This is a genomic window from Aurantiacibacter sediminis, assembly GCF_016019885.1.
In the GTDB taxonomy this organism is placed as follows: domain Bacteria; phylum Pseudomonadota; class Alphaproteobacteria; order Sphingomonadales; family Sphingomonadaceae; genus Alteraurantiacibacter; species Alteraurantiacibacter sediminis.
In genome coordinates this window covers 22,285-48,769 of sequence record NZ_JAEANY010000003.1, presented here as the reverse complement: position 1 = coordinate 48,769, position 26,485 = coordinate 22,285, and the positions used below count along the sequence as shown (strand labels likewise).

Sequence of the window (26,485 nt, the reverse complement as noted above, 5' to 3'; positions counted from 1 at the left end):
GCTATGGCCACATTCCTCGAATTTGAAAAACCGGTTGCAGAACTGGAAGCCAAAATCGCTGAACTGCGCGAAGCTGCCGGCGATGATGGCGATGTCGATATTTCGAAAGAGCTTACGCGGCTCGAAGCGAAAAGCGCCAAGCTGCTGCAGAGCACGTATGAGGGTCTTTCGCCATGGCAGAAAACCCAGGTCGCTCGCCATTCATCGCGTCCGCATTTCCATGACTATGTCGAGCACGGGTTTGACCATTTCATGCCGCTGGGCGGGGATCGGCTGTACGGCGATGATCAGGCAATTATGGGCGGTCTCGCTACCCTGCGCGGCCGCAAAGTCGTGCTCATCGGTCACGAAAAGGGCAACGACACCGAAAGCCGCATCCGTCACAATTTCGGCATGGGTAAGCCGGAGGGCTATCGCAAAGCCATTCGCCTGATGGAATTGGCGGACCGCTTCGGCCTTCCGGTGGTGACATTGGTCGACACGTCCGGTGCCTTCCCCGGCATCGAAGCCGAGGAGCGCGGTCAGGCAGAAGCGATTGCTCGCTCCACCGAAGCATGTCTCTCGCTCGGCGTTCCGATGGTGTCGGCCATTGTGGGCGAGGGCGGTTCGGGCGGCGCAGTGGCGCTAGCAAGCGCCGAACGTGTGCTGATGTTCGAGCACGCCGTATATTCGGTGATATCACCGGAGGGCTGTGCCTCCATCCTCTGGCGCACGGCTGAAAAGGCGCCGCAAGCTGCTGAAGCGATGAAGCTGACAGCGCAAAACTTGCTGGAATTGGGCGTTATTGATCGGATCGTGCCAGAGCCGGTCGGCGGGGCGCACCGCGATGTAGAGGTCGCAATTGCCAATCTTGTCGACGCGATCGACGAGGAATTGGATGCACTCAGCAGCCATGCACCCGAAGAGTTGAAGCGCCTGCGCGATGAGCGTTTCCTAGCCATCGGCCAGGGTCTTTCCCGCTAATTTCCAGCTTCTTGCGTCCCGTTGGTCGGGAACCATGCCATCCCAGCATGCATTTGCGAATGTAAGCGGTGACAGCCTGTCTGTGCCGCACGCAAAAGCATCAGGAGTTGGGAATGCCGCAGTTCAACACACGCAAGATCAAAGCGCTCGCAGTAGCAGGAGTTGCGTCGTTAGCACTCTCAGCCTGCGCCAGTATTCCTGGGGCCAATGTCGCCCCAGGTTCCCCGATTACCGCCGATGAAGCGCAGGTGGGGGCGCAATATCATGATCAGTTCGTAGCCCAATTTGGCGGTGAGATGACCGGGCCGCAGGCGCGCTATGTGCAGCAAGTTGGACAGAATATCGCCCTCCAATCGGGTCTTGCGACCACTCCGGGCGCATTCGATGTCACGTTGCTGAATTCCAGTGTAAACAATGCCTTCGCCGTCCCCGGCGGCTATGTCTACGCGACGCGGCAGCTGGTGAACCTGATGAACAACGAAGCCGAGCTTGCGGCGGTTCTGGGGCATGAAGTCGGTCACGTCGCGGCCCGTCACTCGGCGCGGCGACAGGCCGCTGCGCAGCGCAACCAGCTTGGCGGTGTTGGTATCGCAATTCTCTCGCAGATCCTGCTGGGCGATAATCCGCTGGGCGAAACGATCGCTCGCGGCGCTTTGGAAGGCTCCCAATATTTGACCTTGAGCTATTCGCGCAATCAGGAGCTTGAAGCAGATGCGCTCGGGATCCAGTATCTAAATAGTGCGGGTTACGATCCGCGGGCCATGGCGACATTGCTGCAAAGCCTCGCTGCGCAAAATCAGCTCGATGCACAGCTACAGGGCCGCGACAACGCCACGATTCCTGAGTGGGCATCGACCCACCCCGATCCCGCGAGCCGCGTGCAAAACGCAGCGCAGCTTGCCGGAAATGCGACTGGCGTAACCAATCGCAACACCTTCCTCAGCCGCATTGACGGGATGATCTATGGTGATGATCCTGAGCAGGGCCTGATCGAAGGGCGGCAATTCATCCACCCGGTGCTGCGCTTCAGCTTCACCGCGCCGCAAGGCTTCTATATGGTCAACAGCCCGCGCGCGGTCTCGATCAATGGCGATGCCGGACGCTCGCAGCTGACGCTCGCGCAATATGACGGCAATCTGGAAACCTATGTGCGCAATGTTTTTCGTGCGCTTGGCGGTGAGCAGCAACAGCTGGCCCCCCAAACGCTGGAGCGCACGACGGTGAATGGCTTGCCAGCCGCTTACGGCACCGCACGCGTTAACAATGGTCAGAGCCAGGTAGATGTAACAGTGTTTGCCTACGATTTCGGCGATGGCCAGGCTTACCATTTCCAGTCGATCACACCGGCTGGGCAGGCAGGTACATTCAATTCACTGTACAATTCGATGCAGCGGATCAGTGCCGCAGAAGCTGGCAGCGTCGTGCCGCGCCGAATCGATATTGTAACTGCCCAACCAAATGACACCGTCGCGCGTATGGCCCGTTTTATGGCCTATGATGACGCACAAGTAGCGCGCTTCCGTGTCTTGAACGGATTGTTTGGTGATGAAGAGGTTGTGGCCGGCCAGCAGTACAAGATTGTCGTACGCACGAATTAAAGCGTTCTGCGGCTCGACCGCGCCAGCTTAATCAAAAGGGCCGCTCACGTAGATGGAGCGGCCCTTTTTGTGTCGGCATCTCGACACTTGATCAGTGCTTAGGCCAAAAAAAAGGGCGACAGGTTTCCCTGCCGCCCCTCTTTAAGCCGTATGGCTAAGACCTTAGTTGTTGGCCTTGTTAGCTTCGTCGAGCTCGGTCTTCACGTTGTTGAACGTGGTGCTGAGTTCGTTACCGAGGCTCTGCATTGCAGTGATAGCAGCAACAGCGATGAGGGCAGCGATCAGGCCATATTCGATGGCGGTTGCACCCTGCTCGTCGCGGATCATGTTCTTGAAGAAGGTCATTACGTAGTCTCCTGGTTTAGTTCTTCGATACCCGGCTCTTTCGGGTTTCCCTGATTGAGCTCGCCCCTAACTACGGGGCAATTCTGAAGAAAATCCTAACTTCGTGCGTTCGAACTTGCAGTCTTCACTTTCGTCTCGACGCCATTCCACATGTTCAAGGTGGAAGTCGCCATGCCCTGCAGTGCGGTGATCATCGCAATCGCGATCAGCGCCAGGATGAGGCCATATTCAATGGCAGTCGCACCCAGCTCATCTTGCAGAAGCTGTTCCAGAAAGTTTGCGTTCGACACAGGATGGTCCCCTAGTAAGGTGCGATGAGAGAAAATTCGCAGCCGGAGGTTAACGCGAAGTGGGCAGGTATCCTTAACGTGGAAAATATCCCGACATGGCTGCCTGTCGTAGCGCTGGCATTACGAGACGGGGCAGGGCGGTTGCTGCTGCAGCAACGCGCCGCCGACAAGCACCATGGCGGCCTGTGGGAATTCCCGGGCGGCAAGGTGGAAGTATCTGAAAAACCAAGACTTGCTCTGGTGCGAGAGATCGATGAGGAGTTGGGCTTGGTGCTTGACCCTGATCGTCTTGAACCCGCCGGTTTCGCTGAGGAGGAGGGCGCGCGTCACATTGTCCTGTTTCTTTACAGCGCGAACTCACCGAATGCAGAACCGGTTGCCATGGATGGCCAGCAATGGGGATGGTTTCAATTGGACGAGGCCTCTCAATTGCCTCTGGCTCCGATGGATCGCGAATTACTGGCAAGACTTTCCCCATAAGCCCTTGCCAAGCGATACAGACCCCCTTATGTGCCCGCCTCTATCGCGCGCCAGTAGCTCAGCTGGATAGAGTACCTGACTACGAATCAGGCGGTCGGAGGTTCGAATCCTTCCTGGCGCGCCAAAAAAGGCCATCCCATAAGGGGTGGCCTTTTTTGTTGGGTCGATATGAAGGTGTGAACCCATTCGGAGTCGAGGCGGAGCCGAGACGAACGAGCCCGCAGGGCGAGGACAATCCTTCCTGGCGCGCCAAAAAAGGCCATCCTTTATGGGGTGGCCCTTTTTGGCTCCACGCGCCTTCCGCGATGCGCCTGCCTCCCGTGCTTTAGTCCATGTCATCGGGAAAGCCGGAACCTTGTCCCGCCAATCGTCGTTGGTTGGGCAAAGGAGAATTACCGTGTCCGAAGACATTTTTGCCCGCCTGAAACAGGATCATGAAGACCACCGCGAACTGCTCGACAAAATTGCCGAGACGAGTGGAGAGAGCGAAGAACGCCGCGAACTGTTCGAGAAATTCACGCTCGATGTAAAGAGCCATGCCGCTGCCGAGGAGCAGGCGCTCTATTCGACTATGCTCCGTAAGCCTAAGGCGACGGATGACACCCGCCACTCGGTCGCCGAGCACCATGAGCTTGATGAATTGATGAACGATCTGGCCGCGACCGACATGTCATCGCCGGCATGGCTGCAGAAATTTAAGCAGCTCGATCACGATTACCGTCACCACATTGACGAGGAAGAGGAAGATCACTTCCCCGATTTCGAGGAATTGCTGAGTGAGGAAGATCGCGAACATATGCGCTCAGTCTTTGATCGGCGGAAGAAGGCCGAAAAGGCAGATGCAGAAATCACCCCGGAAAAGATGGAAGACGCGAAGGAATAATCGCGCGGCCACTTAGACAAGGGCGCGGTGCGGAACGCATCGCGCCCTTTTTGCTGCGCGAGTGACGAACTATCGTAGGCGTGGCAATTTTTCGCGACCGGGCCTATTGGCCCCAGTCACACATGTCATTCATAGTGAAAGCAGGGTTTTCATGAACAGCGAAGAAGGCGCCGGATACACGGCACCCATCACCAAGGCAGAAGTGCCTGACGATGTGCAGGATGCCATCCGCACGTTGATTCGCTGGGCAGGGGACGATCCGGAGCGTGAAGGCCTGCTCGATACGCCAAAGCGCGTGGCGCGCGCGTGGAAAGAATATTGCCAGGGCTATGAGGAGGATCCCTCGCAGCACCTCTCCCGCGTGTTTGAAGAAGTGGGCGGTTATGATGAAATCGTCCTGCTCAAGGATATCCCGTTTCAGAGCCACTGCGAGCACCATATGGCTCCGATCATCGGCAAGGCGGCTATTGCCTATCTCCCGACCGACCACGTCGTGGGGATTTCGAAGCTGGCCCGCGTGCTGCACGGTTACGCGCGGCGTCTTCAAATCCAGGAACGACTAACTGCCGAAGTCGCACAGGCGATCTGGGATGGCCTCAAGCCCCGCGGCGTCGCGGTCGTAATCGAAGCAAGCCACGCCTGTATGACAGCGCGCGGTGTCCGCACACCCGGTGTCAACATGGTGACCAGCAAGCTGATGGGTTGTTTCCTTGACGATGCGCGCAGCCGCAAGGAAGTGCTCGCGCTGATGGGTTACTCATAACGCAGGTCACGCGCGCTCTTGCCACTGCACCAGCGATCTGGAATGGACTTCGCCAAATCAAATCATTGAATGGGTGAGGCAAGCGCTTCGCCCGGCGAAAGGACTTTCATGACCGCATTGTACGTCCGCGGTGGGCAAAAGCTTCAGGGCAAGATCGAACCCTCTGCCAATAAGAACGCTGTTCTTCCTGTGCTTTGCGCGACGCTGCTGAGCGAAGCACCGATCATGCTGCGCAATGTGCCGGAAATCACCGATGTGACGCGCATCCACGCGTTCTTCACCGATCTCGGCAGTACGGTAGAGTGGGATAAAGACGCCCATACGCTTTCGATCGATCACTCGACGATCCCGAGCAGTGCACAGGCGAAGCTCCCGCAGGCTATGCGCGCATCGATCATGATGATTCCCGGCCTCCTCGCACGCTTGGGCGAAGCGCGGCTGGAGCATGAAGTAAAAGGCTGCACACTCGGCGCACGCGAAATCGATCCGCATGTGAAGGTGTTCGAAGCATTCGGCGCGACCGTCTCCTACGAAGGCAAGGACATTGTCTTCAGCAAGAAGGGCAAAGGCGAGGGCACACGCATGTGGCTCGAATACGCCTCTGTGACCACGACCGAGAACTTCATCATCAGCGCACTCACCGCGAAAGGCACCAGCCAAATCGTCAATGCTGCCTGCGAACCGCATGTGCAGGAAATGTGCACATTCCTCGAGCAGATGGGGTGCACCATCCGCGGCAAGGGCACCTCAATGGTGTCGGTCGATGGGTGCGAGAACTTCAAGCCGGTCGATTACACCTTCGTGGAGGACTTCCACGAAATCGCGACCTTTCTTGCCCTTGCGGCGGTGACAGGCGGCGATATTGCGGTACGCAACACGCAGCCTGAAGATTTCATGCTGATCGACCGCACGTTCGAAAAGTTTGGCGCGCATGTGGAGCACAAGGACGGCTGGTCACGCCTCAATGCGCCTGAGAAGCTGGTCGTGCAGCAGAATTTCACCAGTCACATCACCACCAAGGTGGAAGCCGCTCCGTGGCCATATATCCCTGCAGATCTGCTGCCGATCTTCATCGCGCTCGGCGTGCGAGCGGACGGCCCGGCCATGTTCTGGAACAAGGTCTATGAAGGCGGCCTTACCTGGCACACAGAGCTTAGCCTGTTCGGCGCGCATACGCTTCTGTGCGATCCGCATCGCCTGATCACATTCGGCGGCGACAAGCTGCGCCCGGCAACGGTCACCAGCCCCTATATCATCCGCGTCGCGATCGCGATGCTGATGATCGCGGCGAGCATCGACGGCGAATCGACCATTCTCGATGCCGACCCTATCCGCCGTGCTCACCCGAAATTCACCGACAACATCGACATGCTCGGCGCAGATGTGAAATGGGTGGACTAGGTCTGTCCAGGCTGCGACCACGTTATCGCACGAACAGACTATGGGTGCCGCTCAAGTGGCGTGATACCGCAACTCTGGCATTGGTCGACACGGGTGCTTCGGTTTCTGTGTTCCCGCGGAAAATGGTGGTGGGCGAAACCATTATCGAGCACGCCAAAGTCGCCACGCGCTTCGGTATGCGTAGGGAGCCGCTGATCGAGCTCGATGGTGTCGACGTGGATGGACGCCGGTTCGACTGCGTTCGCGCCCTCGCAGTTAAGCGACGAACCAGCTTGGTAGGTCTTCAGCTTCTGATGGCTCACGACACGTTCTGGCTGGGAAGGGAAGGGATTGGCTTCGCTTGCGAAGCACCGCAGGGCGATGTCTTGACCACGGCAGAGGTCAGATTGCTGCGCGACGACCCTGCTTTCGAGCAGCGCGTTACAGGATTGAGCCTTTTGCTCGAGCTCGACGGTCGAATGCGCGAATGCTTCTTCGACACAGGCCGCACGACGCTGCTCGCGGCATCGGCTTTTCTCGAATCAACTGAACAGCAAGGCTCGAGGGGCTTTGATCTGCATTACAATGGACTGGGCGAGTTTGGCCTCGCCCGGTATCACAGGCGATCGGCCCGCATACGGCTTGGGTCGTGGTCAACCGACATCAAATACAGACACCATCACGCCGACAAAACGTTCCGCCAACCGTTCGTCCTTGGTGGCGGAATATTGAAGCACTTCGACGTGCATGTCGCCATTCCGAAGTTGCAAGCGACGTTCTATCCCTCCGGCACCCTTTCCGGGTTGTAAATGAAAACGGGCGCCCCGACGGAGCGCCCGTTCAAATTAGCAGTACCGCCCTCAGAGCTGTCCGATCAGATGGTCCGCGCTTGAGACGTTGAATTCGCCGGGTCCTTCGACATTGACCTGCTGCACCACGCCATCATCGACAATCATTGAATAGCGGTTGGAGCGTGTGCCCATGCCGTAGGCGGAGAAATCGGTGTCGAGGCCAACAGCCTTTGCGAAATCGCCATTGCCGTCTGCCAGCATCGTGATTTCGCCAGCGTCATTGGCATCTTTCCATGCGTTCATGACGAAAGCATCGTTCACGCTGGTGCAGGCGATAACGTCCACGCCCTTTGCCTTCAGCTCGTCTGCCTTTTCGACAAAGCCGGGCAAGTGCTTCGCGCTGCACGTCGGCGTGAAAGCGCCGGGCACAGCGAAAAGGGCAACCTTCTTGCCAGCGAAAAAGTCGCTCGCCTGAACCTGTTCCGGTCCTTCGCTTGTGGCCTTGGTCAGCGTTACGTCGGGAAGCTTTTCGCCTTGGGAAATCGTCATCGTAATATGTCCTCCGATTGCTGGATATTGCTCCAGATAGAGTGGCAATGATCGAGCACCAGTAACGTGCCTGCTTTTCGCAAAAATGTGCAGGGGTTTACGGCCTTCCCTACGCGGCCTATGTGGCGCTGCAACACAGCGTTGCATGGAGCCCCGGCAGCGCGCCATCCGTATTTTTCAGGAGACGTGCCGTGGCTGACGCTGCTTTCAACGACTACATTATTAAAGACATCGCTCTGGCTGATTATGGCCGCGCGGAAATCAACATTGCCGAAACCGAAATGCCGGGCCTGATGGCCACGCGCGAAGAGTTTGGTGACAGCAAGCCGCTGAAGGGCGCGCGCATCACCGGTTCGCTGCACATGACCATTCAAACCGCCGTTCTGATCGAAACGCTGGTAGCGCTGGGCGCAGAAGTACGCTGGGCGACCTGCAACATCTTTTCGACGCAGGATCACGCGGCTGCCGCGATTGCTGCACAGGACATTCCCGTGTTCGCCGTAAAGGGTGAAAGCCTGGCGGAATATTGGGACTATGTCGGTAATATCTTCGACTGGGAAAATGACGGTGACGGCCAGACCGCCAACCTGATCCTCGACGATGGCGGCGATGCTACGATGTTTGCGCTGTCGGGTGCTCGCCTCGAGGCGGGCGAAGAAATGCCCGAGCCCACGAACGACGAAGAAGTGGAAATGCAGCGCTCGCTTAAGGCCTTCATCGCCAAGAAGCCTGGCTATCTGACCGAGACGGTGAAGAACCTGAAGGGTGTTTCGGAAGAGACCACCACGGGCGTCCACCGCCTCTACCACATCGCAAAGCAGGGCAAGCTGCCTTTCCCTGCGATCAACGTTAACGATAGCGTCACCAAGTCGAAGTTCGACAATCTCTATGGCTGCCGCGAATCGCTTGTCGACGCCATTCGCCGTGCGACTGACGTAATGCTGTCGGGCAAGGTCGCATTCGTCGCTGGTTACGGTGACGTGGGCAAGGGCTCCGCGCAGTCGCTGCGTGATGGCGGCGCGCGCGTTCTCGTCAGTGAAATCGATCCGATCTGCGCCCTGCAGGCGGCGATGGAAGGCTTCGAAGTTACGACGCTCGAAGACGCTGTTTCGCGAGCCGACATCTTCGTCACCACCACCGGTAATGAAGACGTGATCACCGCCGATCATATGAAGGCGATGAAGCCGATGGCGATCGTCTGCAACATCGGCCACTTCGACAGTGAAATCCAAATCGGCGCACTCAGCAATTACGATTGGACCGAACTGAAGCCGGGCACGGACCTGGTGAAGTTCCCGGACGGCAAGGAAATCATCGTGCTGGCCAAGGGCCGCCTCGTAAACCTCGCTTGTGCGACCGGTCACCCGAGCTTCGTCATGAGCTGCTCCTTCACCAATCAGGTGATGGCGCAGATGGAGCTGTGGGAGAACCACGACAATTACGACAATGACGTTTATGTCTTGCCAAAGCATCTCGACGAAAAGGTCGCCTCGCTCCACCTCGACAAGCTGGGCGTCAAGCTCACCAAACTGAGCCAGAAGCAGGCCGATTACATCGGTGTGCCGGTGGAAGGCCCGTTCAAGCCGGAGCACTACCGCTACTAAGCGATCTTCTCCCCTCCCGTTTGCGGGAGGGGTCGAGGGTGGGCAGGTCCAACCCATGCCCACCCCACTGCGACTAGACGTGTCTGCGACACGTCAAGTCTCGTTGCCCCTCCCGTAAACGTGAGGGGATAATAGGTGCGCCCCATTGCATCCCGGCGCGCGCTCACATAGCTGCAAAAGCATGGAACTTTCTCCCACCGCGCTTGCTTTGCTCGGCCTGCTTTTGGCGGCTTGGACGGCAACCGCGGTATGGCTGGTCGTGGGCTCGCTCCAGCGCACGCGCGCTACGCGGCAGACCAAGGCGACACTCCGCCGCCTTTCGCGGATGATCGATGATTCTCCGGCGATCCCGCTGCTGGTGAAAGCCGATGGAAAGATTGAAGGGCCAGAGCGGCTCGCCGCGTGGCTCGGCCTCGACGCACTTCCCGATTTCCTCAGTGAACTTTCCGATGCACAGAATGGCCTCTCGGAGGGCGATCTGGAACAATTGCATGAGGCTGTACGGCGGACCCAGAAAACGGCCGCGCCATTTCGCATGATGGTGACGCCGCAGGGCTCAGAAAAAAGCCTCGCGGTGCGGGGCCAATTGGCCAATGCGGCTATCGCCAGCGGTGGGGCAGCGCTGATCTGGTGGTTCGACTTTTCAGAAAGCCAGGGCGAACTCTCACGCCTCCGCTCCGAAACGGCGCGGGCACGCAATGATTTTGCGGCGCTTGTGGGTCTGATCGAAGCTGCTCCGATGCCGATGTGGTTCCGATCTGCCGATATGGAGCTGCGGCTCGTCAATTCGGCCTATGTCGATGCGGTGGAAGCAAAGAATGCCGCCGAAGTCGTCGACCAGCAGATCGAATTAGTGGAGCGCGTCGACGGACTGGATGCCAAGCAGATCGCCAAGCAGGCACAGGATCGCGATACGCCGATCGAGCGTATTGTGCAGGCGACGGTGGGCAATCAGCGGCGCACTTTGCGCGTCAGCGATCTTCCCCTCGGTATCGAAGGCGTCGCGGGCTACGCCATCGATATCGAGGAGTTGGAGGAGCAGGGAAGGGCTTTCCGCGCTTTCCGTGCCGCACAGCGTTCGATGCTCGATCAGCTGTCGGTCGGCGTCGCGCAATTCGATGAAGACCGGCGCATGACATTCGCCAATCAGCCGTTCCAGCGCATTTTCGCCCTACCGACATCCATGCAGGTGGAGCCTGCGCGCTTCGAGCGTTTTCTTGACAGCGCGCGCGACAAATCGCGCCTTCCGGAAGTGCGTGACTTCCCCGAATGGCGGGCCGAGCTGGCGCAGTGGTTCCAGGCCGATGCGCCGGAGGAAGATCAGTGGACGCTGCCAGATGGAACGCACCTGCGGATTGTCGCCCAGCCCATGCCCGATGGCGGGCTCGTCATGGTGGCGGAGGATCGCTCCGAACAGCTCGCCCTTTCGGCGACGCGAGATACTCTTCTGCGTACGCGCACGGCCACTTTCGATTCCTTGTTTGAATCGCTCGGCGTATTCGCTCCCGATGGGCGGATGCAGCTGTGGAACCGCAGCTTTCCAGCCATCTGGGGACTGCCGGAAGAATTTTTCGACGAGCATCCGCATGTCGACAAACTGCTGGATCGCATTTCCAATCGCCTCGCCAGACCGGGCCAGCGAAAGGCGATTGGCGAGACGGTGCGCGCCGCCACCCTCGATCGCAAAGAGAAGGGCGGCCGCGTTGTCTTGTCGGACGGGCGAACGCTTGAATTCGCCGGTGTTCCGCTGCCCGATGGCAACGGCTTGCTCACCGTCATGGATGTCACCGATTCCACAAAGGCCGAGGCCGCACTGCGCGAACGAGCGAAAGCTTTGGAGGAAGCGGATGCGGTGAAGACACGTTTCCTTGCCAACATGTCCTACGAATTTCGCACGCCGCTCACTTCGATCGGTGGCTTTGCCGAATTGCTGCAATCGGGCGTTGCGGGTGACCTTTCCGAACAGGGCCGCGAATATGTCGGCGCGATCCTCGCCTCGGTAGAACGCTTGTCGACGCAGATCGAAAGCGTGCTGGACCTGACGCAGAGCGAGGCAGGTCTGCTCCCGATCGCACGCGAAGATCTCGACGTGCTCAGCTTCATGACGCATCTCGTGCGCAGCCGGGAAGAAGCGCTCGATGCGAAGAACATCACACTCGACCTGCGCGGCGATAAAAGTGCGGGAACGGTGAAAGCGGATCGCCGCCAGCTTGGCCGCGCGCTTGGTAATCTGCTCGACAATGCCATTGCTGCAACGCCCGAGAGTGGCCGGATTCTGGTGGCGCTGACACGGCGCAAATCCGGTGTGAAAATGGTCATTTCCGACAATGGTGAGGGGATGAAGCCGTCCGAACTGGCGCGCGCTCTCGACGGTTATCGCCTTGCGGGAAGCGACGGCAAGGATGGCAAGCGTGGGCTTGGACTGCCACTCGCCCGCCAGCTGATTGAGGCGCACGGCGGCAGGCTGGAAATACAGTCGGAAAAGGGCGCTGGCACTACGGCGACAGTCCTGCTGCCGTGACGTTAAATCTCCCCGATCTCGCCGCAATGGAGGCCTTTGGAGCGCGGATTGCTTCGCGGCTTTTGCCTGGCGATGTGGTGGCGCTTTCCGGCGGCCTGGGCACGGGCAAAACTACGCTCTCACGAGCCATCCTGCGGGCGCTTGGACATGAAGGCGAAGTGCCATCTCCAACTTTCACTATCCTCGAAACTTACGATCATCTCAATCCGCCCGTCGTGCATGCCGATTTCTACCGTCTCGAGGACCCGTCAGAGGTGGAGCAGCTCGGCCTCGATCATTATCGCGATGGCGCAGCGCTGCTGGCCGAATGGCCGGAAAATGCCGGTGGCTTCGACAGTGAGGCGGCGTGCATCTCCATCCATCTGGAAACTGCGAATGAAGGCCGTAAAGCCGTTGTCACGGGGGGGGCGGACTGGCTAGAGCGGATGCCATGATACGCGATTTGCCCGATGGGCTTGATGACTTTCTCAAGAACGCAGGCTGGGACGGGGCAGAAGTGTCTCCCCTGCCGGGTGATGCCAGCTTTCGCCGCTATTTCCGCATCAAGGACGGCGAACGGGACGCCATGCTGATGCACGCTCCTCCGCCGCATGAGGATCCGCGTCCGTTCCTGCACGTGGGCAAATGGCTCGATGAGCAGGGCCTCCGCGCTCCGAAAATCTTTGCGGAGAATTTAGACCGCGGCCTCATTTTGATCGAGGATTTCGGGCACGATCGGATGCGCGACTGGCTGGATGACAATCCGTCCGAAGAAAGACGCGCATATGCGGATGCGATCGACGCTCTGGTCGAACTGCATCAGCGACCGGCAGGGCCGTTCCAGCCCTATTCCCTAGAAGTCTATCTGAAAGAGGCTTCGCTATTTCCCGACTGGTTCTGCCCTGCGGCGGGGATCGAGGTCGACGCGATGGGTTTCATCACGGCTTGGCGCGAGGCGCTTGGCCCGCTGTTGCTTCGCCAGCAACCTGGCGTCACCGTCTTGCGGGACTATCATGCCGAAAACATCATGCTGCTCGGCCCTCGCGGGACCTATTCGGGCGAACAGGGTCTGATCGACTTTCAGGACGCGCTGAACGGACATCCGGGCTACGACCTTGTCTCGCTGTTGCAGGATGCGCGCCGCGATGTATCGCAGGCGCTCGAAGCCGATATGCTCGACCATTACAAATCACGCGCCGCGACGGATGAAGATTTCGATGCCGATTATGCGCGTCTCGGCGCGCAGAGAAACGCCAAGGTCATCGGTATCTTCACCCGGTTGTGGAAGCGCGATGGAAAGCCGCACTATCTCGCGATGATCCCCCGTGTGTGGGAAGCGATGGAGCGCGATCTGGCCCATCCCGCGCTTGAGCCTGTGGCGCGGTGGTTCGATGCGAACGTGCCTGAAGATATCCGCGCAAAACGCGGCGGCGGGCTGGGCGAATGAGCAATCTCGCATCGGATACGGCCATGGTGATGGCCGCCGGCATGGGAAAGCGGATGCGGCCGCTTACGGCTACGCAGCCCAAGCCTATGGTAAGGGTGGCTGGGAAACCCCTGATCGATCACGCTATGGATCGCCTTGCTTCAGCTGGCATCGCGAGAGCCGTAGTGAACGTGCATTACCTCGCAGACAGCTTGGAGGCACATGTGAAGGAACGGGAGGCTCCAAGCGTGGTCATCTCCGACGAGCGCGCTCAATTGCTAGAAACAGGCGGCGGGCTGGTGAAGGCGCAGCACCAGTTGCCCGATACATTCTTCTGCCTGAATTCGGACAATATCTGGCTCGATGGGCCGCGCGATTGTTTTTCCGATCTTTCCGCCATCTGGGATGATGAAAAGATGGACGCGCTGCTGTTGCTCGTGCCGCACAAAGGCGCACATAATTTCAAGGGCAAGGGCGATTTTCATATCGACCCGTTCGGCCGTCTGAGCCGCCGTGCGACGGGGCGGATAGCGCCCTATATCTATTCGGGTATCCAGCTGGTGTCGAAGCGACTGCTGCGTGACGCGCCCGACGGCGCCTTCTCTACCAATCTCCTGTGGTCGCGCGCCATGGAAGAGGGGCGTTTGTTCGGTATTCCGTTCACCGGCCAATGGTTCGAAGTGGGGACGCCTGACGCCATCAAGCCGACCGAAGCCGCGTTGCGGGATGTCTGATCGGCCCGGCCCCAAAGTCTATTCCATCGCCGCCCACCGCGGCTTTGCCGATGCGCTGGTGGCTGGCCTGGTCCCGCGATATTCGGACGCAAATTTCGGTCTCGCCAAGCTAACGCTTCTGCTCCCCTCGGCCCGGGCTGCGCGCACCATGCAGGAGGCGTTTGTCAGGCACAGCGGTGAGACCGGCCAGGCCGGTATGCTGATGCCGCGCATGGTGATGGTCGGCGATCTCGATCTTGATGAGACGTTGGGTCCACTATTCGATTCGCTCGGCGCAGGCGCTGCGATCCCACCCGCTGCCGATCCTACGCGCCGCTGGCTGCGCCTCGCCCAGCTAATCAGTGAGACGCAGGAAAACGCGCCCAAGGGAGCCGCGCTGCTGCGTTTAGCATTTGAAACGGGGCAGGTGATGGATCGTCTGCTGGTGGAGGAGATCGCTCCTGGAGCCCTTCGGCAGGACGAGGTGCTGTCGATCTTCGAAGAGAAGCTGTCGGCACATTGGCAGGATAATCTGCGGGATTTCGCCAAATTGCAGCAATATTGGTTGGCCGACCTGAGCGCGCGCGGAGAGCTGGATGCCGCCGCGCGGCGCAATGCCCTGTTCCGCGAAGCAGCCAAGCGCATGCGCGATAATCCGCCGGAAACACCTCTCGTAGCCGCCGGTGTGACAAGCGCTGCACCCGCTCTCGCGCGATTACTCCGCACGGTCAGCGAATTGCCGCAAGGCGCGGTGATCCTTCCCGATCTCGATCTTTCCATGGGCGACGAGGTATGGGATGAATTGGGCGCTGCGGGAGACACGGGCGCGGAAAGCCCCTTCGGCAGGGACGATGCCGTCACTCATCCGCAATATCATCTGAAGCTGCTGCTGAACCGGATGGGCGTTCGCCGCGATGAGGTCCAGCAATGGCACCGTGCAGGGCTCGGTAAAGGTCCGCCTGAGCGCACGCATGCGATTTCCAGCCTGTTCCTTCCGCCTGAAGCGAGCAAGGCATGGGTCGATCTGCCCGCCAACCGTCGTCGCATGGCAGGCGTGCGGCTGATCGAAAGCGCCAATCCCGAAGAAGAGGCGCAGGCTGTAGCCCTGCTGGTCCGACAGGCTCTGGAAGAGCCGGAGAAACGCGTGGCCGTGGTCACACCCGATCGCGGATTGGCCGGGCGTGTGACGCAGCATTTGCGGCGGTGGAATATCACGGCGGACGATTCAGCCGGTCGACCGCTCGCGCAGACGGCGGCGGGGCGCATTGTGCTGCTGCTGGCGGAAGCCGCCGCAGAAGATGCTGCGCCGGTGCCTCTGCTCGCTCTGCTGCAACATCCTTTGGCGGGAGCAGGCGAGGGCCGCGCCGACTGGCTCGATGCGGCGCGTGCGCTCGAAATGCGATTGCGCGGTCCGCGCACTGCTCCGGGTCTCGCACCCCTGAAAGCGGCGGCTGAAAAGGCGGGTGTTGGCGAATGGTTTTGCGGCATCGCAGAGGCGATTGCACCGCTTCTGGGTCACGCAGAGCCGTTGGGCCTTGCTGCATGGCTCGATCTGCTCGCCAGCGCTGCGGAAAGCCTGTGCGGTGATGCGGTCTGGTCGCGCGAGGATGGGCGGGCACTCTCCAGCTTCATCGAAGAATTGCGGCTCAATGCGCGCGAAGTGCCAGTCCAACTTGACGCTACGGACCTGCCGTCTGCCCTGCGCGATGCGATGGACCGGGTCGCAGTGCGCCCACCCTATGGCGGGCATCCGCGCGTCGCGATTTATGGCTTGCTCGAAGCGCGCATGACCCGCGCCGATCTGGTCATCTGTGCGGGCCTGAATGAAGGCACATGGCCGCCGACACCGTCTACCGATCCTCTGCTGGCGCCCGCAGTGCTGCGCGCGCTCGGCGTTCCGGGTGCGGATTTCCGCATCGGGCTGGCGGCGCACGATCTGGCTGGGGCGCTCGGAGCGCCCGAAGTGGTGCTCAGCCGCGCTGCCCGTGACACCTCCGGCCCGGCCATTCCCTCCCGTTTCCTCTTGCGTGTCCGCGCCTTGCTGGGTGAGGACATGGCCAAGGCAGCGACCGATAATGAACTGCGCGCGCTCGCCGGGGCCATCGACGATCCGCCGCCTGTCCCGCCGCATCCGCAGCCACAGCCGCGGCCTTCGTCTGCACAACGAGAACAGGTTATCAGCGTGACGGCGCTCGACCGGCTGCGCTCCGATCCTTACGAATTCTACGCGAAGAGAATCCTCGCATTGCCGGAGCTGGAAAAACTTGATGCGGTGCCAGGCCCGGCGTGGCAGGGCTCGCTCGCGCACGCCATTCTGGAGGATTGGCATGCGGGCAAGGGCAGTCTCGGCGAATTGGCCGACCAGCATCTGTCCGAACTTTCCGCCCACCCGTTGCTCCGGGCGCTGTGGCAGCCGCGTCTGATGCGCGCGCTCGAATGGATCGAAGCGGAACTTAAGGGGGAGCCCGGCCGCACCCCGCTCAAATGGGAAGCGAAGGGCAAAATCAGCGTGAAGGGCATCACCATTCACGGCGTCGCCGACCGGATCGATCGCATGCCCGATGGTTCGCTCGCCGTGGTGGATTACAAAACCGGCAAGCCACCCAGCGGCACGCAGGTTGAAAACGGCTATGCGTTGCAACTCGGCACGCTCGGCCTGATCCTGCGCGATGGCGACATCGGCGGCGTGTCGGGCGAGGCGAGTTGCTTCGAATATTGGTCCTTCGGCAAGAATGCGGATAGCGACACGGGCTTCGGCTACAAGGTGACGCCGCTGAAAGTGGGCAACAAGCGCAGCGGAATGGAGCCGGATGAATTCCTGCCCAAAACGCAAGCGATGCTCAACGAAGCGCTCGATGAATGGATTTTGGGCGATGAACCTTTCACCGCGCGGCCCAATCCCGATGCGCCCGTATATAACACCTATGATCAGCTGATGCGCCTCGCCGAATGGCAGGGACGTGAGGAGGACGAGGGATGAGCGGCGTCGTCTATCCCCTGCAGGACAATCAGCGCGATGCGGTGGTGCCGGGTGACAGCGTATGGCTCTCCGCCAGCGCGGGCACGGGCAAGACGCAGGTGCTTTCCGCCCGCGTGCTGCGGCTGCTTTTGACCGAAGGCGTGCGGCCCGAACAGATCCTGTGCCTCACATTTACCAAGGCGGGCGCTGCCGAAATGGCCACGCGCGTCAATGAAGTGCTCGCCAATTGGGTGCGCATGCCGGACACCGAACTGGCGCAGCAACTCGATAATATCGGTGCAGGCATGGATTCCGAAACGCAGGCGCGGGCGCGGATGCTGTTTGCCAGCGTGCTCGATTGCCCGGGGGGCGGCCTTCGGATCGACACGATCCACGCCTTCTCGCAATGGTTGCTCAGCGCGTTCCCCAATGAAGCAGGGCTGATCCCCGGGACCAAGGCCATGGAGGACCGCGACCGTGACCTGCTGGCAGACCGCGTGCTGCGTGAATTGCTGGTCGAATGGCAGGCGATCGACCCGCACGCCATCGCCGCGCTGGAGACGCTCTCGGTCAAGCTCGGCCCTGATGGTGTTCAGAAATGGCTGATGCGCTGTGCTGCCACGCGGGACATGTGGTTCGGCAAGGCGGCATGGCAATCGCCGATGGAAGAGCGGGTGAAGCGCTTGCTCGGCGTGCCCGCCGATACCACCGCCGAGAGCGCCAGCGCGGCCTGCGCCGATGGATCGGGCGGTGTGGATGCGGTGCGGCAGGTAATGTGGCTCTACGATGAGTGGGGCACCAAGAATGGACAGAGTTACGCCGCGATTGTCGGTGAATGGCTGCTCGGCTCGCCTGAGCAACGATTTGCCGAAAGTGCCGACCTGCTTGGCAAACTCTACAACGACAAAGGCCTGCTCAAATATCAGGGAAATCTGGAGAAAAAGGTCGATGGCGCTGCGAGCATTGCGGAGACCGCGCGGCTTTGGCTCGAAAGCGTTGCCGAGCAGGCGATCCTGCTAGATCTGGTCGCTCTGCTGTCACCTTCACTCGAAGTTGGGCGCAAATTCGCGCTAGCTTGGGATGAAGCGAAAAAGCGCGAAGGGCTGGTCGATTTCGACGATCTGATCCGGCAGGCTGCGGAATTGCTCAATCGCAAGGACATGTCCGACTGGATCCGCTTTAAGCTGGATCGCACGTTCGACCATGTGCTGGTGGACGAGGCGCAAGACACCAATGAAGCGCAATGGGATATCGTCGACGCGCTGACCGATGACTTCTTTTCTGGAGCCGGGCAACGCGGTGACCGCCAGCGGACGATTTTTGTGGTCGGCGATTACAAACAGGCGATCTTCGGCTTTCAGGGCACGAGCCCGCAGAACTTTGCGCAGGCGCAGGCGCGCTACCGTGAAATCCTGGCCAATCGGCGGGAGACCGCGCAGCAGGCACGCGCCAATATCAGCGTCCGCGATTTGCAGGAGCTTGGCCTTGGCCGATCCTATCGCACATCGCAGCCGATCCTCAGCTTCGTGGACCGCGCCATCGCAGCGATTGGCCATGAGAATCTTGGACTCAACAATGAACCGGAGCCGCATGTCGGCGAGGACCGTGCTGGCCTGATTACGATGTGGAAGCCTGTGCCCGGTCTCGAAGAGGATGCCGAGCAAAGTGACGGAGACGATGGCTCCGAACACCGCGTTTCTCCATCGGAGCGGCGGATGGCGGACAAGATCGCCCGGCAGGTGAAGCGGTGGCTCGATGAGGGCTTCGCGCTCGAAAAGGGCAAGCGGCGCAATGCTACTCCCGGCGACATCATGATCCTTGTGCGCAAACGCGGCGAGCTGGTGAACCCCATCGTTGCCCGCCTGCATGCGCTCGGCGTACCGGTGGCCGGTGTGGACCGCCTGCGCCTTGGCGCGCCGCTCGCCGTGCAGGATCTGATGGCGGCCCTGCGCTTTGCGGCGCAACCGCGCGATGATCTATCGCTCGCCAGCCTGCTGGTGTCTCCCATTTTCGGGTGGTCGCAGGACCAACTGCTCGAGCATGGCTATCGGCCGGACCGCGTGCATTTGTGGGATCACCTACGCAAGTCGGCGCATGCGGACGCGGCCAGTGCAGTCGAACAACTGAAGGGCCTGCTCGCCATTGCCGATTTCGAGCCGCCACAGGCGCTGCTGCACTGGATGCTCGTCGGCCCGTGGCGCGCGCGGGCGAAGCTTGTCGCTCGGCTTGGCCGGGAAGCCAACGATCCGATTGATGAATTGCTCGGTGCCGCTTTGCAGTTCTCCGCTTCGCATACGCCGAGCCTGCAGGGGTTCATTCGCTGGTTCGATATCGGCGATGGCGAGCTGAAGCGCGAGGCAGAGGGCAGCGGCGATCTGGTGCGCGTGATGACGGTCCACGGTTCGAAGGGACTGCAGGCGCCCATCGTGATCCTAGCCGACGCGTGCAGCGATCCCGATGCGTCCCGCGCCGTCACGCTGGAACTCGAGGAGAAGTCGCTGGATGACAAAGACAAGCGCATGGTCCCCCTGCTTCCGCTCAGCAGTGCAGAGCGAGTAGGCCGGATCGCCCAAACCGAGGAAGAGACCAAGGCCGCAGACCGACAGGAACACTGGCGGTTGCTCTATGTCGCCATGACCCGCGCGGAGGAGGCTTTGTTCATCGGCGGCGCGCTCAAGAAGCGTGAGAAAGCGCCCAAGCCAGATAGCTGGTACGCGCGGCTCGAACCCCTGTTTGGCGATGAGTTCGTGGACGATCCGATATGGGGAGCCCGCGCTGAACTGGGGACGCATGCAGCGCCGGTTGCGCGCGAAAAGGCGGAAGACTCGTCTGCGCGTATGTCCATCCCTGCGTGGGCTGCGCAGCCCATCGGCCCCGAGCCGCGTCCTCCGCGTCCGCTGGCACCATCTGCCGGCGCGGATGATGCAGGGGCCGATCCTCCGCTCCCGTCCGAGCAGGCCGCCGCAGCCGCGCGGCGCGGCGTGCTGATCCATGCGCTGCTCGAACGCCTGCCAGCTACGCCCCGCGACATGCGGCAATCGGGTGGCAAAGCGTGGCTGGAGCGCAACGCGCCCGATCTCCCGGAAAGCGCGCGTGCCGAGATGCTCGACCGCGCCCTGTCTGTGCTCGATCACCCTGAGTGGCGTGAGCTTTTCGGCCCCGATGCGCTGGCCGAGGTGCCGCTCGCCGCGACCGTTGGCCCGCGAGTCATTGCAGGCACGGCGGATCGGCTATTGGTAACCGAAAACCGCGTCCTCGTCGCCGATTTCAAGACAGCGCGCCGCCCGCCCCTGTCGCTGGAGCGGGTGCCTGAGACGACGCTCGCGCAGATGGCGGCCTATGTCGCCGCGTTGAAAGTCATTTATCCGGGACGCACGGTGGAGGCAGCGGTACTTTATACCCAAACGCCGCAGCTGATCGCCATTCCCGCCGAACTGCTACCGCGCCACGCGCCGGGCCTGAAAGACCAACCCGGCGGGGGATAAACAAAAGCTATCGTGCGTTAGTTATTGCGATAGCCCATGCGATGCCCAGATAGGGCGCAAGCGAAATTCAGGAGAAGCCAAAATGGCCACAATCAATGTCACCGATGACAGCTTCCAGTCCGATGTGCTGGACGCCGACAAGCCCGTTCTCGTCGATTTCTGGGCGGAATGGTGCGGTCCGTGCAAGATGATTGCGCCCGCGCTGGAAGAACTGTCTGACGAGCTGGCCGACAAGGTCACCATCGCCAAGATGGACATCATGGAAAACCCCGACGTCCCCGGCAAGATGGGCGTCCAGTCGATCCCCTTCCTCGTCGTGTTCAAGAATGGCGAGCCGGTTGCCCAGCAGATGGGCGCCGCGCCGAAGAATGCGCTCAAACAGTGGCTTGAATCGCACGTTTGACGGATTACGCGGGGAGCGCGCTCAACCGCTCTACCATATCATCGTAAAGGCGAGGGCTGGCGGCACCGACCAGCCCTTTTCTTTGCCATTCATCCACGCGGTAGGCTGAGCCGTCGAGCCGCGCAGCCTTGCCGCCTGCCTCGTTGAGCCACAGCACGCCTGCCGCATGGTCCCACGCGAGTGTACGCTCGAAAATCGACACATCGTTTGTGCCGAGCGCTAGGCGCGGATATTGCTCAGCTGCGCAATAGGGTATGTCAGTTAGGCGGTAGTGCGGGCAGATATGCTCTTTCACGGCTTCGCGCTGCGTATCATCCATGAAGATCAGAGAAATCGCGGCGACTGGCGGGGTTTCTCCGGTTGGAACCGCTGAGACCTTATCCTCGCCGACAAAAGCACCCGTGCCCCTGTGTGCAACGCAGAAACGGCCGGACAGGCAATCATAGATCCAGCCCGATTGCGCCTCTCCGCCTGATGCGCGCGCGATCAGGATGCCGAACGGCGGTTCGCCATTGGTGAAATTGCGCGTGCCGTCGATCGGATCGACGATCCAGCAATCGCTTTTCAGATGCTTCAGCACGCTTTCGTCGGCATGAGCCGCTTCTTCTCCGACCACCGGCACGCCCGGTGCGAGTTTGGATAGCGCGTCATGCAGCACTTCTTCGCTTTCACGGTCGGCGATCGTAACAGGGTCGTTCCCGCCCTTGTCCTCGACCTGGTGGTCGGAAAGGTTGCGGAAACGGGGCAGGATGATGTCCTCGCTTACTCGCCGCATAAGCGCGTGGATTTCGCGGTCGAGAACCTCACTCACGAGCGGTAATCCGCATTGATGCTGATGTAGCCATGGGTGAGATCGCAAGTCCAAACGGTGGCGTGGCCGGTGCCGATGCCGAGATCGACGGCGATATCCACTTCATCCCCTTCGAGATGTTTGGCAACCGGACCTTCGTCATAATCCTTCACCGGCAAGCCATTCTTTGCTGCCCAATGCCCACCGAATGCGATGGAGAGCGTATCGCGGTCCGCAGGTTCACCCGCTTTACCGACTGCCATGACAACGCGGCCCCAATTGGCATCGCCGCCCGCAATCGCCGTTTTCACTAGCGGCGAATTGCCTATCGCAAGGCCCACGCGGCGGGCGCTGTCATTGCTCTCGGCACCGGACACCGAAACGCTGATAAACTTGCTGGCCCCTTCGCCATCGCGGACAACAAGTTGGGCGAGCTCGCGGCACACCTCTTCCAGCGCCGCCATAAAGGCATCTGCGCCCGGATCGCCGAAAGAGGTGAGGGTGGCATTACCCGCCTTGCCCGTCGCAAAGGCGAGGACAGTGTCACTGGTCGACGTGTCGCTATCGACCGTAATGCAGCTATAGGTGCGCGTGTTTGCGGCGGAGAGGCATTCCTGCAGAAACGCGGGCTCGACCGCAGCATCGGTGAAAATATAGCCCAGCATCGTCGCCATATCGGGCGCAATCATGCCGCTGCCCTTGATGATGCCGTTGAGCATGACTTTGGTCTCGCCGATCATCGCGGTCGCTGTGGCGCCCTTCGTGAAAGTATCCGTCGTGCCGATAGCCGCTGTTGCTTCTTCCCAGGTGCACGGTTCTGAAGCGAGCGCAGCGCTGACACCTTCGCGGGCCTTGTCCTGCGGCAAGGGCACACCGATCACACCGGTAGAAGAAACGAGCACCTCTTCCGGACTGCAGCCCAATTCCTCCGCCACCTGGCCGGTGATCTGTTCCACCGCTTCGCGCCCGCGATAGCCGGTAAACGCATTCGAATTGCCCGCATTGACGATCAACGCCCGTGCGCGGCCCTTGGCAACGCTCTCGCGCCCCATTTCGACTTCCGTTGAACAGCACACATTGCGCGTGAAAACGCCCGCCAGCGCAGTGTCTTCGGCCAACTCGGCATAGGTCAAGTCCGCCCGGTCCCACTCCTTATATCGCGCCCGTGCCACGCGCAGCGTCACTCCGTCGATCGCGGGCATGTCGGGAAAAGGGCGGGCGAGGGGGGAAATCTCAAGATCCATGGCCAAGTCTTTAGGCGGCACATCCCCGCACGACAACGCAAGCTTTCACCCGCAATTTACCCAATCCGGCGTAGACTCCGCGCACATAATCGCTATCTGGAACCCAAATGCTTCGCCAATTGCTCACCCTGCTCGCCGTTTTCTCGGGTTTCACGCTCGCGGCAGAGCCTGTGCAGGCTGCACAGGGCGCGGTGGTGAGCGTTGCCAGCGCAAGCGAATGCATGGAGGCTCAGCCAGCTGTCTACGCTTCGGTTGAGCATTCTGCGGTTGCGCAGGCATCGGCTGTGGTGGCGGACAAGGGCTGCGAACAGCGCGCTCAGATCCTGCCCGCGCCCAGCATCATGCTTCAGGCAGACCGCGCGCGCGAATAGCGCCCGCATTCCAGACACATCCCCGAATTTATCAGGCTGGCGCCGCTGTGCGCGGCCGCCATTCCCATATTGTAAGACAGGTAATCCGCCATGTGGCAGACAATCGCCAAATCCGTTTTCGGTTCTTCGAATGATCGTTACGTCAAATCGCTCGACAAGATCGTTGCGCGTATAAATGGCCTTGAAGAACAGCTCGCAGACTTCTCCGATGACGAGTTGAAGGCGCAGACGCTCAAATTCCGCAAGAAGCTGGAAGAGGGCCAGACACTCGACGATATACTGCCCGAGGCTTTTGCTACCGTGCGCGAGGCCTCGAAGCGCGTGCTCGGCATGCGGCATTTCGATGTGCAGATGGTCGGCGGCATCGTGCTCCACCGCGGCGAAATCGCCGAAATGAAGACGGGTGAAGGTAAAACACTCGTCGCCACGCTCGCCACCTATCTGAACGCGATTGAGGGCAAGGGCGTGCACGTCGTGACGGTGAACGATTACCTCGCCCGGCGTGACGCGGAATGGATGGGCCGCTTGCACGGCTTTCTTGGCCTGACCACCGGCGTCATTGTGCCGAACCTGCCTGAAGCTGCGCGGCGCGAGGCCTACGCGGCTGACATCACCTACGGCACCAATAACGAATTCGGCTTCGATTACCTGCGCGACAATATGAAGCAGGAACGCCGCCAGATGGTGCAGCGCCCCTTCAATTATTCCATCGTGGACGAGGTCGACTCCATCCTGATCGACGAAGCGCGTACGCCGCTGATCATCTCTGGCCCGACCGAGGACAAGAGCGAGCTCTACATCGCGCTCGACGAGCAGGTGAAGAAGCTGGTCAAGGACCAGGAAGCGATGGAGAAGGAAAACGGTGGCCCCATGCCTGAAGGCGAGGGCTATTACACCAAGGACGAGAAGAGCCGGAACGTCCAGCTGACCGAAGACGGTGTCGAGGAAATGGAGCGTCGCCTGATCGAGGCTGGCCTGCTCGAAACCGACAATCTCTACGATGTCGAGAACACCCAGGTCGTCCACCACATGGATCAGGCGATGAAAGCCGTGGTCATGTTTAAGAAGGACACCGATTACATCGTGAAGGATGACAAGGTCGTCATCATCGATGAATTCACCGGCCGCATGATGGACGGTCGCCGCTGGTCGAACGGCCTGCACCAGGCGGCAGAGGCCAAGGAAGGCGTGGAGATCCAGCCCGAAAACCAGACGATGGCCTCCATCACTTTCCAGAACTACTTCCGCATGTATCCCAAGCTTTCGGGCATGACCGGCACGGCGGCGACCGAAGCGAGCGAGTTCTGGGACATTTACAAACTCAATGTCGTCGAAATCCCGACGAATGTTCCCATCCAACGCGTGGATGAGGAAGATGAGTTCTACAAGAACACGATGGACAAATTCGCGGCCATTGCGAAAGCCATCAAGGAAAAGAGCGACGGCGGTCAGCCGGTTCTGGTCGGCACGGTTTCCATCGAGAAATCAGAGCTTTTGAGCCAATTCCTCGAAAAGGAAAAGGTCAAGCACGCCGTCCTCAACGCGCGTATGCACGAGCAGGAAGCGCATATCGTGGCGCAGGCCGGGCGCATTGGCGCGGTGACCATCGCAACCAATATGGCGGGCCGCGGCACCGATATTCAGCTGGGCGGTAATGTCGAATTCCGCATCGAGGACGAACTGTCCGACATGGAAGACGGCCCCGAAAAGGATGCCGCGATCGAAAAAATCAAGGCCGAAGTCGCCGAGGAAAAGCAGAAAGTGCTCGATGCGGGCGGCCTGTTCGTTCTCGGCACCGAGCGGCACGAAAGCCGCCGGATCGATAACCAGCTGCGCGGCCGTTCGGGCCGTCAGGGTGATCCCGGCCTTTCGCGCTTCTACCTCTGCCTTGAAGACGATCTCCTGCGCATTTTCGGGCCAGATACGCTGTTCGCCAAGATGATGAACGCCAATCTGGAAGATGGCGAGGCGATCGGCTCCAAATGGCTGTCCAAGGCCATCGAGACGGCACAGAAGAAGGTCGAAGCGCGCAACTACGAAATGCGCAAGCAAGTCGTCCAATACGATGACGTGATGAACGACCAGCGCAAGGTCATCTATGAGCAGCGCAGCGAAATCATGGATTCAGAGCGTGTCGACGATGTGGTCGAAGACATGCGCCGTGATGCCATCAACGCCATGGTTGTGAATGCTTGCCCGCCGGGCTCCTACCCGGAGCAGTGGGACACCGATGGCCTCAAGGAAAAGATCGACGAAGTCCTCGGCCTCGACGTGCCGTTGGATGAGTGGATGGAAGAGGACCAGATCGAGCCGGAAATCTTCGAGGAGCGCCTGCAGGAACTCTCCGAGCAGAAGATGACCGACAAGACTGCTGACATCCCCGAGGATGCATGGCGCCGCGTCGAAAAGAGCATCCTGCTCGAACGCCTTGATTACCATTGGAAGGAACACCTCGCGACGCTCGATGCTTTGCGTCAGGTCGTTTTCTTGCGTGCCTATGCGCAGAAGCAGCCGATCAACGAATACAAGCAGGAAGCTTTCGGCCTGTTCGAGCTGATGCTCGACACTCTGCGCGAGGATGTGACGAAGGTCTTGCTAACCTCGCAATTCCGTCCGAATCCCCCTCCGCGCGAATTGCCCGATCTGCCCGATTTCATGACCGGGAAGCTCGATCCGCTGACGGGTGAAGATGTGTCTGACGATGGCGACGGCTCGTCCAAGCAGGCGCCGCTATTCGGCACACTCGCTGGTGCTCCGGTCGCCTCTACGGGCTCCGGCGGGGCGCAGGCTGAGGATCCGTATAAGAATATGAATGTCAGCCGCAATGCGCCGTGCCCGTGCGGTTCGGGCAGCAAATACAAGCATTGCCACGGCGCGCAGGTGTGATTTGGCGCTTCTTTCCTTGCCGATAACTGCTGGTCCGCTAGCAGTGTGGGCAGGGAGAGCAT

General features: G+C 60.3%; 22 protein-coding genes and 1 tRNA gene. 18 read left to right on the top strand and 5 right to left on the bottom strand.

Annotated features, from left to right (window positions below):
* Window positions 1–3 precede the first annotated feature (3 nt).
* The gene (locus I5L03_RS09535) at window positions 4–963 is read left to right on the top strand and encodes an acetyl-CoA carboxylase carboxyltransferase subunit alpha (RefSeq protein ID WP_197921565.1); all 960 of its coding nucleotides are present in this window, start codon (window positions 4–6) and stop codon (window positions 961–963) included.
* Between the two features lie 113 nt (window positions 964–1,076).
* The gene (locus I5L03_RS09530; protein WP_197921564.1) at window positions 1,077–2,561 is read left to right on the top strand and encodes a M48 family metalloprotease; all 1,485 of its coding nucleotides are present in this window, start codon (window positions 1,077–1,079) and stop codon (window positions 2,559–2,561) included.
* A 162-nt stretch (window positions 2,562–2,723) separates the two neighbouring features.
* Here the strand turns inward: I5L03_RS09530 and I5L03_RS09525 are convergent, their stop codons facing one another.
* The gene (locus I5L03_RS09525; protein ID WP_197921563.1) at window positions 2,724–2,906 is read right to left on the bottom strand and encodes a Flp family type IVb pilin; all 183 of its coding nucleotides are present in this window, start codon (window positions 2,904–2,906) and stop codon (window positions 2,724–2,726) included.
* A gap of 95 nt (window positions 2,907–3,001) precedes the next feature.
* Complete coding sequence (locus I5L03_RS09520) at window positions 3,002–3,196, bottom strand: Flp family type IVb pilin (protein ID WP_197921562.1); 195 nt, start codon at window positions 3,194–3,196, stop codon at window positions 3,002–3,004.
* A 24-nt stretch (window positions 3,197–3,220) separates the two neighbouring features.
* Here I5L03_RS09520 and I5L03_RS09515 point away from each other — a divergent pair, with 24 nt between their 5' ends.
* From I5L03_RS09515 to I5L03_RS09490, 6 genes are all read left to right on the top strand, one after another.
* Complete coding sequence (locus tag I5L03_RS09515) at window positions 3,221–3,676, top strand: NUDIX domain-containing protein (RefSeq protein ID WP_197921561.1); 456 nt, start codon at window positions 3,221–3,223, stop codon at window positions 3,674–3,676.
* A 47-nt stretch (window positions 3,677–3,723) separates the two neighbouring features.
* A tRNA-Arg gene (locus tag I5L03_RS09510) sits at window positions 3,724–3,800 on the top strand.
* 273 nt (window positions 3,801–4,073) lie between these two features.
* On the top strand, window positions 4,074–4,559 hold the full coding sequence (locus tag I5L03_RS09505) for a hemerythrin domain-containing protein (protein WP_407647617.1): 486 nt from the start codon (window positions 4,074–4,076) through the stop codon (window positions 4,557–4,559).
* 151 nt (window positions 4,560–4,710) lie between these two features.
* Window positions 4,711–5,322, top strand: coding sequence for a GTP cyclohydrolase I FolE (gene folE, locus I5L03_RS09500; protein ID WP_197921559.1), 612 nt, complete (start codon window positions 4,711–4,713; stop codon window positions 5,320–5,322).
* A 108-nt stretch (window positions 5,323–5,430) separates the two neighbouring features.
* Complete coding sequence (locus tag I5L03_RS09495; protein WP_197921558.1) at window positions 5,431–6,723, top strand: UDP-N-acetylglucosamine 1-carboxyvinyltransferase; 1,293 nt, start codon at window positions 5,431–5,433, stop codon at window positions 6,721–6,723.
* Window positions 6,724–6,767: 44 nt separating this feature from the next.
* Window positions 6,768–7,511: a hypothetical protein gene (locus tag I5L03_RS09490; RefSeq protein ID WP_197921557.1), complete on the top strand. Its 744-nt coding sequence runs from the start codon at window positions 6,768–6,770 to the stop codon at window positions 7,509–7,511.
* A gap of 51 nt (window positions 7,512–7,562) precedes the next feature.
* On the opposite strand, the gene I5L03_RS09485 is transcribed toward I5L03_RS09490, so the two are convergent.
* Entirely contained in the window at window positions 7,563–8,042 is a 480-nt protein-coding gene (locus tag I5L03_RS09485; protein WP_197921556.1) for a peroxiredoxin, read from the bottom strand.
* A 191-nt stretch (window positions 8,043–8,233) separates the two neighbouring features.
* Here I5L03_RS09485 and ahcY point away from each other — a divergent pair, with 191 nt between their 5' ends.
* The 8 genes from ahcY (at window position 8,234) to trxA (ending at window position 21,132) form a co-directional block, all read left to right on the top strand.
* Entirely contained in the window at window positions 8,234–9,646 is a 1,413-nt protein-coding gene (gene ahcY / locus I5L03_RS09480; RefSeq protein WP_197921555.1) for an adenosylhomocysteinase, read from the top strand.
* Window positions 9,647–9,827: 181 nt separating this feature from the next.
* Window positions 9,828–12,167 carry a PAS domain-containing sensor histidine kinase gene (locus tag I5L03_RS09475; protein ID WP_197921554.1) on the top strand — a complete coding sequence of 780 codons (2,340 nt, stop codon included), beginning with the start codon at window positions 9,828–9,830 and terminating at the stop codon, window positions 12,165–12,167.
* Window positions 12,164–12,601, top strand: coding sequence for a tRNA (adenosine(37)-N6)-threonylcarbamoyltransferase complex ATPase subunit type 1 TsaE (tsaE, locus tag I5L03_RS09470; protein ID WP_197921553.1), 438 nt, complete (start codon window positions 12,164–12,166; stop codon window positions 12,599–12,601). Before I5L03_RS09475 ends, tsaE begins: the two co-directional genes overlap by 4 nt.
* Window positions 12,598–13,593 (top strand): aminoglycoside phosphotransferase family protein, encoded by a 996-nt coding sequence (locus I5L03_RS09465; RefSeq protein ID WP_197921552.1) that lies wholly within the window; start codon window positions 12,598–12,600, stop codon window positions 13,591–13,593. The genes tsaE and I5L03_RS09465 overlap by 4 nt, the downstream gene beginning before the upstream one ends.
* A complete protein-coding gene (locus I5L03_RS09460; protein WP_197921551.1) occupies window positions 13,590–14,306 on the top strand; it encodes a nucleotidyltransferase family protein in 717 nt (238 codons plus the stop codon). The genes I5L03_RS09465 and I5L03_RS09460 overlap by 4 nt, the downstream gene beginning before the upstream one ends.
* Complete coding sequence (locus I5L03_RS09455; RefSeq protein WP_197921550.1) at window positions 14,299–17,265, top strand: PD-(D/E)XK nuclease family protein; 2,967 nt, start codon at window positions 14,299–14,301, stop codon at window positions 17,263–17,265. The genes I5L03_RS09460 and I5L03_RS09455 overlap by 8 nt, the downstream gene beginning before the upstream one ends.
* Entirely contained in the window at window positions 17,262–20,729 is a 3,468-nt protein-coding gene (gene addA / locus I5L03_RS09450) for a double-strand break repair helicase AddA (protein ID WP_197921549.1), read from the top strand. The genes I5L03_RS09455 and addA overlap by 4 nt, the downstream gene beginning before the upstream one ends.
* Window positions 20,730–20,811: 82 nt before the next feature.
* Window positions 20,812–21,132 carry a thioredoxin gene (gene trxA, locus I5L03_RS09445; RefSeq protein WP_197921548.1) on the top strand — a complete coding sequence of 107 codons (321 nt, stop codon included), beginning with the start codon at window positions 20,812–20,814 and terminating at the stop codon, window positions 21,130–21,132.
* 4 nt (window positions 21,133–21,136) lie between these two features.
* Here trxA and I5L03_RS09440 read toward each other — a convergent pair whose 3' ends face one another.
* Entirely contained in the window at window positions 21,137–21,943 is an 807-nt protein-coding gene (locus I5L03_RS09440; protein ID WP_325100154.1) for an inositol monophosphatase family protein, read from the bottom strand.
* Entirely contained in the window at window positions 21,940–23,166 is a 1,227-nt protein-coding gene (gene argJ, locus I5L03_RS09435; RefSeq protein WP_197921547.1) for a bifunctional glutamate N-acetyltransferase/amino-acid acetyltransferase ArgJ, read from the bottom strand. Before argJ ends, I5L03_RS09440 begins: the two co-directional genes overlap by 4 nt.
* A gap of 107 nt (window positions 23,167–23,273) precedes the next feature.
* On the opposite strand from argJ, the gene I5L03_RS09430 reads away from it, so the two are divergent.
* Both I5L03_RS09430 and secA read left to right on the top strand, forming a co-directional pair.
* Window positions 23,274–23,537 carry a hypothetical protein gene (locus tag I5L03_RS09430; RefSeq protein WP_197921546.1) on the top strand — a complete coding sequence of 88 codons (264 nt, stop codon included), beginning with the start codon at window positions 23,274–23,276 and terminating at the stop codon, window positions 23,535–23,537.
* Between the two features lie 90 nt (window positions 23,538–23,627).
* Window positions 23,628–26,423, top strand: coding sequence for a preprotein translocase subunit SecA (secA, locus tag I5L03_RS09425; protein WP_197921545.1), 2,796 nt, complete (start codon window positions 23,628–23,630; stop codon window positions 26,421–26,423).
* The last annotated feature ends 62 nt before the right edge of the window (window positions 26,424–26,485 follow it).

Excerpts from the sequence above, each read along its gene's own strand:
- I5L03_RS09535 (WP_197921565.1), top strand. The coding sequence starts at position 4 with ATGGCCACATTCCTCGAATTTGAAAAACCGGTTGCAGAACTGGAAGCC.
- I5L03_RS09530 (WP_197921564.1), top strand. The coding sequence starts at position 1,077 with ATGCCGCAGTTCAACACACGCAAGATCAAAGCGCTCGCAGTAGCAGGA.
- I5L03_RS09525 (WP_197921563.1), bottom strand. The coding sequence starts at position 2,906 with ATGACCTTCTTCAAGAACATGATCCGCGACGAGCAGGGTGCAACCGCC.
- I5L03_RS09515 (WP_197921561.1), top strand. The coding sequence starts at position 3,221 with ATGAGAGAAAATTCGCAGCCGGAGGTTAACGCGAAGTGGGCAGGTATC.
- folE (WP_197921559.1), top strand. The coding sequence starts at position 4,711 with ATGAACAGCGAAGAAGGCGCCGGATACACGGCACCCATCACCAAGGCA.
- I5L03_RS09495 (WP_197921558.1), top strand. The coding sequence starts at position 5,431 with ATGACCGCATTGTACGTCCGCGGTGGGCAAAAGCTTCAGGGCAAGATC.
- I5L03_RS09485 (WP_197921556.1), bottom strand. The coding sequence starts at position 8,042 with ATGACGATTTCCCAAGGCGAAAAGCTTCCCGACGTAACGCTGACCAAG.
- I5L03_RS09475 (WP_197921554.1), top strand. The coding sequence starts at position 9,828 with ATGGAACTTTCTCCCACCGCGCTTGCTTTGCTCGGCCTGCTTTTGGCG.
- I5L03_RS09465 (WP_197921552.1), top strand. The coding sequence starts at position 12,598 with ATGATACGCGATTTGCCCGATGGGCTTGATGACTTTCTCAAGAACGCA.
- I5L03_RS09460 (WP_197921551.1), top strand. The coding sequence starts at position 13,590 with ATGAGCAATCTCGCATCGGATACGGCCATGGTGATGGCCGCCGGCATG.
- I5L03_RS09455 (WP_197921550.1), top strand. The coding sequence starts at position 14,299 with ATGTCTGATCGGCCCGGCCCCAAAGTCTATTCCATCGCCGCCCACCGC.
- addA (WP_197921549.1), top strand. The coding sequence starts at position 17,262 with ATGAGCGGCGTCGTCTATCCCCTGCAGGACAATCAGCGCGATGCGGTG.
- trxA (WP_197921548.1), top strand. The coding sequence starts at position 20,812 with ATGGCCACAATCAATGTCACCGATGACAGCTTCCAGTCCGATGTGCTG.
- argJ (WP_197921547.1), bottom strand. The coding sequence starts at position 23,166 with ATGGATCTTGAGATTTCCCCCCTCGCCCGCCCTTTTCCCGACATGCCC.
- I5L03_RS09430 (WP_197921546.1), top strand. The coding sequence starts at position 23,274 with ATGCTTCGCCAATTGCTCACCCTGCTCGCCGTTTTCTCGGGTTTCACG.
- secA (WP_197921545.1), top strand. The coding sequence starts at position 23,628 with ATGTGGCAGACAATCGCCAAATCCGTTTTCGGTTCTTCGAATGATCGT.